Source organism: Rhodococcus sp. GXMU-t2271, assembly GCF_041414735.1.
GTDB classification, from domain to species: Bacteria; Actinomycetota; Actinomycetes; order Mycobacteriales; family Mycobacteriaceae; genus Rhodococcus; species Rhodococcus indonesiensis.
In genome coordinates, this window is record NZ_JAUIZP010000078.1 from 1 (window position 1) to 11663 (window position 11663).

Annotated in this window: 6 protein-coding genes; all 6 read right to left on the bottom strand. The window is 69.6% G+C overall.

The features are described from left to right. Positions 1 to 78: 78 nt before the first annotated feature. Positions 79 to 1623 carry an acyl-CoA carboxylase subunit beta gene (locus QYS60_RS25295; RefSeq protein WP_003937152.1) on the bottom strand — a complete coding sequence of 515 codons (1545 nt, stop codon included), beginning with the start codon at positions 1621 to 1623 and terminating at the stop codon, positions 79 to 81. 7 nt (positions 1624 to 1630) lie between these two features. After that, positions 1631 to 6682 carry a polyketide synthase Pks13 gene (pks13, locus tag QYS60_RS25300; protein WP_371384606.1) on the bottom strand — a complete coding sequence of 1684 codons (5052 nt, stop codon included), beginning with the start codon at positions 6680 to 6682 and terminating at the stop codon, positions 1631 to 1633. 50 nt (positions 6683 to 6732) lie between these two features. Continuing rightward, a complete protein-coding gene (fadD32, locus tag QYS60_RS25305) occupies positions 6733 to 8622 on the bottom strand; it encodes a long-chain-fatty-acid--AMP ligase FadD32 (protein ID WP_289379577.1) in 1890 nt (629 codons plus the stop codon). A gap of 169 nt (positions 8623 to 8791) precedes the next feature. Further along, entirely contained in the window at positions 8792 to 9793 is a 1002-nt protein-coding gene (locus tag QYS60_RS25310) for an LLM class F420-dependent oxidoreductase (RefSeq protein ID WP_003937155.1), read from the bottom strand. A 151-nt stretch (positions 9794 to 9944) separates the two neighbouring features. After that, the gene (locus tag QYS60_RS25315; protein WP_003937156.1) at positions 9945 to 10907 is read right to left on the bottom strand and encodes a cutinase family protein; all 963 of its coding nucleotides are present in this window, start codon (positions 10905 to 10907) and stop codon (positions 9945 to 9947) included. Between the two features lie 11 nt (positions 10908 to 10918). Next, complete coding sequence (locus QYS60_RS25320) at positions 10919 to 11470, bottom strand: DUF732 domain-containing protein (RefSeq protein ID WP_003937157.1); 552 nt, start codon at positions 11468 to 11470, stop codon at positions 10919 to 10921. Positions 11471 to 11663: the final 193 nt, after the last annotated feature.

Here is an 11663-nt window from a genome sequence, read left to right on the forward strand (position 1 = left end):
CTCCCCTGGTCAGGGAGCGTGTCGCATGGACCACCTGAGTCAGCCACGATCGACGCAATGTGACATTCGGCCCAACCACTAGAGCGGAAGCAGGTGGTGCTTGCGCGGGTTCTTGAACACCTTCTTGTCGCGCAGCAACGTCAGCGCCTTGCGGATCTCCAGACGCGTCTTGTGCGGCTCGATCACTGCATCGATGTAGCCGCGTTCGGCCGCGATGTACGGCGTCGCGATGTGCTCGTTGTAGAAGTTGATCAGCTGCTGACGCACCGCCGGCGCGTTCTCGCCCGCGGCCTCGATCTGGCGACGGCCGATGACCGCCACCGCACTCTCGGCGCCCATCACCGCGATCCGTGCCGTCGGCCACGCGAAGTTCACATCCGCGCCGAGCTGCTTGGACCCCATCACCGCGTAACCACCGCCGTAGGACTTGCGCACCACCACGGTCACCTTGGGCACCGACGCCTCGACGAACGAGAACAGGAACCGGCCGCCGCGCTTGATGACCCCGATCTTCTCCTGCTCCACACCCGGCAGGAAGCCGGGGGTATCGACGACGAACACCAGCGGAATGTCGTACGCGTCGCACACCCGCACGAAGTGCGCGGCCTTGTCCGAACTCGCGGCGTCGAGCGCCCCGGACAGGTACAGCGGCTGGTTCGCCACCACACCGACGGGCCGGCCGTCGACGCGGGCGAAGCCGGTGATGATGTTCGGGGCGACCTGCGAACGGATCTCGAAGAAGTCGCCGTCGTCGAAGATCTTGAGCAGGATGTCGTGCATGTCGTAGCCGGAGTTGTCCGCGTCGGGCATGAACGTGTCGAGCTCGAGATCGTCCGGGGTGATCTCCGGTTCGAGCCCCGGATTGATCACCGGGGGCTTCTCCTGCGCGTTCGACGGCATGTAGCTCAGGTACTTGCGGGCCCACTCGAACGCGGCCTTCTCGTCCGGCGCGACGTGGTGCACGTTGCCGTACTCGGCCTGCTTGCGGGCGCTGCCGAGTTCGTCGAGGCTGACGTCCTCACCGGTGACGGACTTGATGACGTCCGGCCCCGTGACGAACATGTACGCCTCCTCGGTGGCCACGACCACGTCGGTGTTGATGGGGGCGTACACGGCGCCGCCGGCGCACTTGCCGAGGATGATCGACACCTGCGGGCACAGCCCCGACAGCGGCTCGTGCCGCTTGCCCAGTTCCGCGTACCACGCCAGCGACGTCACCGCGTCCTGCACCCGCGCGCCACCGGAGTCGTTGATGCCGACCACCGGGCAGCCGATCTTCAGCGCGAAGTCGAGGATCGCGGCGACCTTGCGGCCGAACATCTCGCCGACGCTGCCGCCGAACACGGTCTGATCGTGCGAGAACACCGCGACGGGCCGGCCCTCGACGGTGCCGTGACCGACGACGACGCCGTCACCGTAGAGCGCGTCGTCGCGGCCGGGCGTCTTCATCAACGCACCGATCTCGACGAAGCTGCCCGGATCGAGCAGCATGTCGATGCGCTGGCGGGCGCTGGGGATGCCCTTGGCGGCGCGCTTGGCCACCGCGGCCTCCCCGGCCGGCTCCTTGGCGATCTCGAGATTCTTGCGCAGCTCGGCCAGCTTCTCGGCCGTCGTCGTGGTCACTACTCGATCAGCTCCTCGTGGCCTCGATGTCGGCCAGCTTGCGTGTCAGGTCGGCCCCCACCTTCCCGATGTACGGCTCGTCGACCACCTGGAGGTGATCGCCGCCGACACGGATGACCTCCAGATTACGGACCGACTCACCCCAGCCACCGTCGGGCTGCCTGGTCCCGAATGCGGGCTCGAGCTCGATGGCGTCGTCGTGGTAGCGGTCCGCCATGTACAGCACCACGTCGCCGTCGTACGGTTCGAGCTTCGCCGTCTGGATGGCCCGATTGTCCAGCCACGACGTGCGCTGGTGCTCGATGATGCCGCCGGGGATCTTCGTGCCGCTCATCTTGAGCAGGTCCATGAGGATGCGCACCTGCCCCTCGTCGTCCGTCGCGGCGAGCTTGTCGTACGGCAGCGGAGCGTCGACGCCGTAGGTCTTCTTCGCGAACCGCGCGTATCGCTGCCAGCGCGCGGTGATCTCCTCGGGGGTGTCCTCGACCTTCTCCCCCGCCATGACCGTGTCGATGAGACCGACGATCCGCACGTCCTTGCCCTCGGCCCGCAGCAGCCGGGCGACCGCGTAGGCGAGCACACCACCCAGCGACCAGCCGTACAGCACGTACGGACCGTCGCCCTGGATCGCCTTGATCTGCGGCAGGTATTCCTGGGCGCGCTGCTCGATCGGGCCCTCGGTGCGTTCGAAGCCGTACATCGGGGTGCCCTCGGGCAACCGGCGCAGGAGCGGCTCGTACACGACGGTGGATCCGCCGGCGGGGTGGAACACGAACACCGGCACGGCGTTCGAGCCCTCGGGCCGCGGGCGCAGCGTACGGACGAGCCCGTCGATGCGATCCGCCGATTCGAGGTGCCGGCGCACGCTCTCGGCGAGCTGCTCGATGGTCTCGGCGTCGAGCACGTCGTCCACGGTGATCTCGCCGTTCGCCCGCTCGGTCAGCCGGGCGGCGAGACGCTCGGCCGTCTCGTCGTCGAGGATCGGCAGGGTGTTGAAGATGCCCTTCGCGGACTGTCCGGTGATCACGGCCCAGGTCGCGAACGTGAGCCGCTCGGCGGCGTCGCGCGGCGGCACGTCGGTGCCGGAGGCCTCCGCGACCGCCTGCCGGTCGGTGACGTCGGTGGCCTCGTCGGTGCTCGCCCCGGCCCTCCCAGCGTCTGCCTTCCCAGCGTCTGCCTTCCCAGCGTCTGCCTTCCCAGCGTCTGCCTTCCCAGCGTCAGTCTTCCCAGCGTCTGCGGCCTCGGCAGCCTCCAGGATCGCTTCGGCCTCGTGCACCACCCCGGTGTCCTCCACCGGCGAGATCGGAGGCAGGTCGAGCGCCGCGTCCTCCCGCTCGGCGGTGTCGCGGTCCGCGGCCTGCTGTGCGGCCAGCGCGGCGACCTCCTCGCGGTTCTCCACGGCGTACCGCAGGTACTTCGCGACGTCGCGCAGGCTGGCGTCCTTCACCGCGGCGAGCTGCAACTGCGGGATGTCGAACTCGTACTCGACGCGGTTCTTGATCCGCACCGCCATGAGCGAGTCCAGGCCCAGCTCGATCAGCGGGATCTCGACGGGCAGGTCCTCGGGCGCGTAGCCCATCGATTCGGCGACGATCAGCGCCAGCCGATCCTCGAGGGTCTGCGACCCGTTCGGATCCCACTTGTCGCCGAAGGTCTCCACCACCTCGGGCAGCGTCTCGACCGGGCCGGCGGAACGCTCGGCCGGCGCGGGCGCCGGGGCGGGGGCCGGCAGTGCGTCACCGGAGGCGACGACCGCGTCGAACAGCAACCGGAACTCGCCGTCCGCCGCGTCACGCCCGTGCACGTGCAGCGACGCGCCGCCGAGGTGCCGGGTCAGCGTGGTGGTGAGGGTGCCGGTGGCGGGGACGTCGCCGTACGGGACGGACGCGGTGAGGGTGACGTCGGCGAGCACCTGCGACGCGGCGGCGACGGCGAGTTCGCCGAGGTCGGTGACGGCGTCGGCGCGCACCTCCCACACGTGCCGGCCGTCGGGCAACGCGACGTGCGCACCGGGCACGCGGGCACTGCCGCCCGTCCCGATGCGGGTCTCGAGCCAGAACGGCTTGCGCAGGAACACCGTCCGCGGCAAATCGGCGTACCCGCCGGCGGGGAGCAGGCTGTGCAGGTCCACGGTGTGGCCGTGCACGTACAGCTGCGCGAGGGCGGTGAGCACGCCCAGCGGCTCGTCCTCCTTGCGCTTGAGGGTCTGGATCAGCTGGGTGTCGATGACCCCGGCCGCGTAGGCCGTCGCGGCCACGGACATCAGCGCGACCGGATTGGGGGCCAGCTCGACGAAGGTGGTGTGCCCGTCGGTGACGGCCAGCTTCACCGCGTTGGTGAAGTAGACGCTGTGCCGCAGCCCCTTGGTCCAGTACTCGACCTGGTGGATGGGCTCGTGCCCGGCGCGGTAGTGGGTGTCCTGGTCGACCGACGAGTACACGTCGACCTTCAGCCGGTGCGGCTCGATGCCGGCGAGTTCGGCGGCGAGCTCGCCGAGGAGCGGATCCACCTGCGAGGTGTGGCTGGCGCCCTTGGTCTGCAGCACGCGGGCGAGCTTCTCCTCCGACTCCGCCCGCGCGACGATCGCGTGGACCTCGGCTTGCGGGCCGCCGATCACGGTGTGTGTCGGCGCGGCGTAGACGCAGACCTCGAGGTGCGGGTAGTCGGTGAGGACCTGCTCGATCTCCGCGGCGCTGTACTCGACGAGCGCCATGAGCCGGATGTCGTCGCCCTCGAGCAGCGCCTCGGCCTCACCCATCAGCCGCGAGCGCGCGCAGATGACGCGGACGGCGTCCTCGAGCGACAGACCACCCGAGATGTATGCGGCGGCGGCCTCACCCATGGAGTGGCCGACGACGGCGGACGGCTCGGCGCCGTGGTGGCGTAGCAACTTCGCGAGGGCGACCTGGATGGTGAAGATGCCGACCTGCGAGGTCTCGACGTCGTAGTCCTGGGCGTCGTCGAAGAACTTCTCCTTCATGGAGTAGCCCGCCTCGTCCTCGATCAGCTCGTCGATCTCGTCGACGGCCGCCGCGAACACCGGGTTCTCGAGGTACAGCTGCTTGGCCATCTTGCGGTGCTGCGACCCGAATCCGGACAGCACCCACACCGGCCCGTTGGCGGCGGGGGCGTCGGCGGAGAACACGCCCTGGGCGGGCTTACCGGCGGCGACGGCGCGCAATCCGGCGATGGCCTCGGCGCGGGTCGTCGCGATCACGACGGCACGCGAGCGCCCGTGGTTGCGACGGGAGAGGGTGCGGGCGACGTCGGCGAGCGGCGTGGTGCTGCCGGCCTCCGTCTCGAGCCAGTCGGCGAGGTCGGCGGCGGCCCGGCGGCGGCGCGACGGCATCGCCGCGGACACCGCGAGCAGCACCGGGCGCTCGGCGTTCTCGTCCGAGCGAACGTGCCCTTCCGCTCCTTGCGCCGACGGAACGACACTTTCGCTCGACTCCGGCTCGGCCGGTGTCCCGGTGTCCGCCTCGGGGCCGGTGTACTCGCGGACCACGACGTGCGCGTTGGTGCCGCCGAAGCCGAACCCGGAGACGCCGGCGATCGCCTTGCCGGTGTAGCGCGGCCACTCGGAGCCCTCGGGGATGACCTTCAGGCGGGCCTGCTCGAACGGGATGTACGGGTTCGGCGCCGTGTAGTTCAGCGTCGCCGGCAGGTGGTTCTCCTGCATCGCGAGGACCACCTTGATCAGGCCCGCCGCGCCGGCGGCCGCCTCGAGGTGGCCGAAGTTGGTCTTCGCCGAACCGAGCAGCGCCGGCTTGTCGGCGTCGCGGCCGCGGCCGACGACCCGGCCGAGGGCGTCCGCCTCGATCGGATCGCCGAGCACGGTGCCGGTGCCGTGGGCCTCGATGTAGTCGACGCCGGACGGCAGGATGTGCGCGTCCCGATAGGCGCGGCGCAACACGTCGACCTGGGCCTCGGGGTTCGGTGCCGCCAGCCCGTTGGAGCGGCCGTCCTGGTTGACGGCGGAACCGGCGATGACGGCGAGCACGGTGTCGCCGTCCCGCTCGGCGTCCTCGAGCCGCTTCAGCACGACGAGGCCACCGCCCTCGGCGCGGACCATGCCGTCGGCGTCGGCCGAGAAGGCCTTGATGCGGCCGTCGGGGGCCTGCACGCCGAGCTGGTCGAAGCCGAGTGTCGCGGCCGGCGCGACGAGCATGTTCACGCCGCCCGCCAGCGCCACGTCGGCGTCGCCGTCGCGCAGGGCCCGCACCGCCTGGTGCACGGCCACGAGCGACGACGAGCATGCGGTGTCCAGGGCGACGGACGGGCCGCGGAAGTCGAAGAAGTACGAGACCCGGTTGGCGACGATGGACGTCGCCGTGCCGGTCAGCGCGTACGGATGCGCGGCGGACGGGTCGCTCACCGCGAGGAGCTGGTAGTCGTTGGCGGAGCTGCCGATGAACACACCGACCGGGCGGCCCTTGAGGTCGCTGGCCGGAATGTGGGCGTGCTCGAGCGCCTCCCAGGTGAGTTCCAGAGCGAGGCGCTGCTGCGGGTCGACCATCTCGACCTCGCGCGGCGACATCGCGAAGAACTCGGCGTCGAAGCCCTTGACGTCGTCGAGGTACCCGCCGCGGGTGTTGGCCGCGGCGATGGCGGACGAGATCTGCGGGTAGTCGGCGAACTCGGACCACCGTCCCTCGGGGAGGTCGGTGATCCCGTCGCGGCCCTGCGCGAGCAGCTCCCACATCTCGGCGGGGGTGCTCACGTGCCCGGGCAGCCGGGTGGCGAGACCGACGATCGCGATGTCGTGTGCCCGGCCGGCCGGACCGGCGGCATAGAAGGCGCTGTCGTCACCCTCCGGGAGCTCGGGCTCGCCCTCGATGATGCGCGTGGCCAGCGACGCGATGGTGGGGTGCTGGTACGCGATCGTCGCGGTGAGGGTGACGCCGAGCAGTTCCTCGATCTCGCCGCTGAGCGCGACGGCGTCGCGGGACGAGAGACCGAACTCCTCCATCGGACGATCGTCGGAGATCTGTGCCACCGGTTGCCCGGTGGCCTCGGCGATCCAGTTCCGCAGCCATTCGCGCAGCTGCGCGACGGTCATTTCAGTGTCAGCCATCAACCCACCACGCTACCCGGGAAAGAGAACAATGTTTAAACGCTATCGGGGAAGGCCTGCTGCGTGTAACCGCCGCGCAGGGTTCCCTCGATGTACGCGGCCTTGCACGCGCGACGCGCGATCTTGCCGCTCGACGTGCGCGGAATAGACCCGGCCGGAACGAGCAGGACGTCGCGTGCGGTCACGCCGTGCCGTGCCGAGATCGCCGCCCGCACGGTGTCCGCGACCGGCTGCGGATCCGCCTTGCCCGCGCCCGGCGCACGCTCGGCGACGATGACCAGCTGCTCCGAGGCATCGTCGGCGTCGAACTGCAGGCCCGAGTGCGAGTTCTCGAACACCACCTGCGGCAGCTGGTTGGCCGGCACGGCGAAGGCGGCGACGAAGCCGGGACGCAGCGCGGAGCTGGCCTCCTGCGCCGAGAACTCCAGGTCCTGCGGGTAGTGGTTACGCCCGTCCACGATGACCAGGTCCTTGACGCGGCCGGTGATGTACAGCTCTCCGTCGACGTACACGCCGTAGTCGCCGGTGCGCAGCCAGTGCGCGTCGGCAGGCGTGCCCTCGGCGTGACTGCCGTCGGTCAGGCGGTCGGCGATCGTGTTGTGGAAGGTCTCCGCGGTCTCCTGAGTTCGTCCCCAGTACCCGATGCCGATGTTCTCGCCGTGCAGCCAGATCTCCCCGACGTGCCCGTCCGGCACCTCGGCGGCGGTCTCCGCGTCGACGATCGCGGCCCACTGGCTGCGCGCGACGTAACCGCAGGAGACCTGCGCGATGGCGTTCGGCGCCTCCTTGTCGACCTTGACGATGCGGCCGGCGCCCAGCTGGTCGCGGTCGACGTAGATGACCTTGGCCTCGTCGGTGTGCCGGGTGGACGAGACGAACAGCGTCGCCTCCGCCATGCCGTACGACGGCTTGATCGCGGTCTTCGGCAGGCCGTACGGCGCGAACGCCTCGTTGAACTTGCGCATCGAGGAGGTGGTCACCGGCTCGCTGCCGTTGATCAGGCCGATCACGTTGCTCAGGTCGAGGGTCTCACCCGGCTTCGGCAGTCCTCGCGCGGCCGCGTGCTCGAACGCGAAGTTCGGCGCCGCGGCGAACGTGCCGGCGCCGTCGGAGACCGCAGCGAGTTCCTTGATCCACCGGCCCGGCCGCTGCACGAAGGCGCGGGGGCTCATGATGGTGATGTACTTGCCGCCGATCGCCGGCAGGATGATCGTGAGCAGGCCCATGTCGTGGAACAGCGGCAGCCACGTCACACCACGCGAACCCTCGTTGAGTTCGATGGAGTCGGCCATCTGGATGCAGTTGGTGAGGACACCGCGGTGGGTGATCTCGACGCCCGCGGGCACCCGGGTCGATCCGGAGGTGTACTGCAGGTAGGCGATGTCGTCGGTGCCGATCCGGGGTCGCGTCCACGACTCGGCGACGGTGTCGGGAATCGCGTCGACCGCGATGATGCGGGGGCGCTGCGCGGCGGGCAGCGGCCGGAAGAACTGCCGGACCCCGGCCGCGGAGGTGGTGGCGGTGAGGATGGCGCTGGGCGTGCAGTCGCCGAGGACGGCATGCAACCGGTCGGTGTGGCCGGGCTCGTCGGGGTCGAACAGCGGGACGGCGATGGTGCCGGCATAGATGGCCGCGAAGAAGGAGACGACGTAGTCCAGGCCCTGCGGGGCGAGGATCGCGACGCGGTCGCCGGGCTCGGTGACCTGCTGCAGCCGGGCCGCGATCGCGCGCAGGCGGACCCCGAACTGCTGCCAGGTCAGCTCGTGGACCTCGCCGTCACGTTCCCGCGAGTAATCGATGTAACGGTACGCAAGATCGTCGCCGTTCTCGGCGAAATGCTGCTCGAGGTGGTCGAGCAGAGTGTTGCCCTCGGGCAACACGATCTGTCCGTTCTCATCGATGAACTCTTCGAACCCGACGCTCATTCCTTCTCCCTGTCGAAGCGATCCCACAACCACTCGACATGGTTGCGCCCCGTCCTTGTCCTCGCGCTAGCGGATCGTCGTACCTGTACAGCTCAACAGCATCCGGCCGTGCGTCTCACGAATCTGTCCATCGATCCGAAATCACGATTATGTTACAGATCCGCATCGGTCATTCCCCCGCCAACAGCGGAATCACCGGTGCGAACGCCTCCATCTGAGTGGGGAAGACCCCCACATAGGACATCCCTGTCTTCGCCCGCACGTTACGGATCTGCTCGGCGATCTCCTCGTAGGAACCGATTGCGAGATACGGCGATTCGAGGATCTCGTCCACGGTGAGCCGGACGTCCACCTCGATGTTCGGGGGGAAGCCCTGGTCGAGAGCAGCCAGTGCCATCTCGGCAGTCTGCTCCCGATCATCCGTGACGAGAATCATCGTGATGGTCCAGTTCAGCTCGATGTCATCGAACCGATCCCCCGCTGCGCGACGGATCACGTCCACCCGCTCCACAGTCTTGCCCATCGTGATCCCCGACAGCAACAAACGGCCGTCCCGATTCGTGGGCGTGGCCACCGAGATGATGTCGGCGTACTTCGCCGCCAGGGCGAGCATCTTCGGTCCCCCGCCGCCGACCGCGATGGGCGGGCGCGGGCCCTGCCGCGGACGCGGACTGCCCTTGAGGCCGTCGATGCGGTAGTGCTTGCCCTCGAAGTTGCATTCCCGGCCGCGCAGGAGCACGTCCAGGATCTGCAGGGTCTCCTCGAGCTTCTCGATCCGGACGCCGGGACGTTCGTAGGCGATGCCCGCCTTGTCGAACTCCTCCTTCATCCACCCTGCGCCGATCCCGAGCTCGAGCCGTCCGCCCGAGAGGACGTCGACGGTCGCGGCGTCCTTGGCCAGGATCGCGGGATGCCGGAAGCCGTTCGCGAGGACGGCGGTGCCGAGGCGGATCTTGTCGGTGGCGACGGCGAGCGCACCGAGAGCGGCCATGGGTCCGACCTGGTTGCCCAGGTGGTCCGGGATCATGAAGCTGTCGTAGCCGAGTTCCTCGGCCTTGCGCGCCAGCTCGACGAAGCGCCGGGCACCGCCCTCCTCGGCGTTGCCCTCGCCACCCGCGGCGAAACGGAACTTCCGCGGTTGCGTGACAGCCGAGCCGTCGGTGGCGCTCATCGAACCTCTTCTCGTGTGGCAGTGGTCGCGCGTCACGGCCCCGGAAGGACTTCCCGGGTCGTGACCGAAGGTCGAGTCTAAGCGCCGACCGACCAGTGAGTGTATCGGGTGGTGATCCCCGACACTACCGGCCGGTAACAACGAGGAGTGATCACTCCTCGGGAGGGGTCGGCGCCTCCTCGATCTTCTCGCTCGCCCAGTTCGCCACCCACTGCGTCGCCGTCGTACCCGAATCGTCCACGACGAAGGTGTTGTACAGCGCGTGCACGGGGTTGTTCATGTACTCGAGCAACCGCGGCGCGCTGGCGAGCCAGTTGCCGGGATTGAGCGCATTCGGCGGGGCGTCGCAGATCCCGTCCGTCGGTGCACAGATGTCCACCACCTTGTCCTCGAGCTCGCCGAATCCACCCGGCCGCGCGCCGGTCATGGTGATCCCCGGCAGACGCAATCCGTTCAGCGACAGCTCGGCGCCGACACCTGCGACGGGCGGCCCGATCGTCTCGACCGTCCCCGGATCGCGACGGCCGTCGGCGATGAGCGCCACCCCGAGCACGCGGTCCGCCGGAACAGGCCCGTCACCGGCACCGATGCGCGACGCGACGTCGCCCGCGATGACCGCGCCCTGCGAGAATCCGGTCAGCACGTAATTGGTCAGCGGGCACTCGGCGAACCGTCGCTCGAGGATGTCCTCGGTCGCCGCGGTGCCGGCCGTGCGGCTGTTGTTGTAGGACTGCTGACCGTCCGGCGGGAGCGCCACCGGATTCGAGAACTGGGCCACGTACGGAACGGTGTACACATCGGCACGCTGCGCGTCGAAGCGCTCCTGCAGCGGACGCGTGACGTTCAGCATCAGCGAGAGCGGATTGAACGTCGGGTTGTACGGATCGTCCCAGGCGGCCGACTCCCACGTGCCCGGCACCGCCACCACCTGGACGTCGGGGCACGAGGCCGGCTGCGCCTGGGGCTTCTCGGGCCCGAGCGGCCCCGGCGGCCCCGGCACCGGGAGCCGGCCCGCGAGGATGTACCACATCGCGAGCACGGCCGCCAGGACGACCAGGATCCCGAGTACGAGGATTCCCCGCCTCCGGCGTCGTTGCTTCGCTCGGGCCGTCATGGTTGCTGCTCCTAGCAGAAGGTGTCGCGGGCGACGGTGATGTAGACGTCGGCGGTCGTCGCGGCTTCGGCGTCGGAGATCTCCTTGCCGGCGGCCGTGGCCTCGCTGCCCACTGCGGCGGTGACGATCGTCTTGATCTCCTCGGGCGAGCTGCCCTGTGCGGTCGCGGCGCAGATGTAGTTGGCCGTGTTGATGGCGATACTGCCGTCGGCGGCGGGTTCCACGCCCTGCTCGCGCAACCCGTCCAGGAACGCCTGGCCGCGGTCGTCCACCGGCACCTCGGCCGGGCCCGGGAATCCGGGTTCGGTCTCCGGCTGCGCCGGGGGTGCGGTGGCGGCCTCGCCCGGACTGGTGGTGGCCGCGCCCTCGGGAGCGGTCGTCGTCGCCTTGGCGGCGGTGGTCTCGGCGGCGGATGTCGAGGTGGTCGCCGACACGGACGTCGACGGGGTGTTCGTCGCCGTGGAATCGTCGCTTCCGCAGGCGCCCAGGAGGGCGGTGGCGGCGAGCGCCGCGGCGCCGGCGCCCAGGACGCGGGTCAGGCTCGAACGGGTCCGTGCAGGCATGTGGTGGTGTCCTCGCATCCAATCGTCGGAAATGGGCAGTGCCCAGGCTACAGATGCGAACCGGGCGGTGACCGCGACCCGTGCGTCGCGGTCACCGCCCGATCCGGTGGTTGCGGGCCGTCGCAGCGGCACCGGAACTGCGGGTGACGATCCTAGGGGCGGACGGTGGCCACGTTGTCGACCACCGTGACGA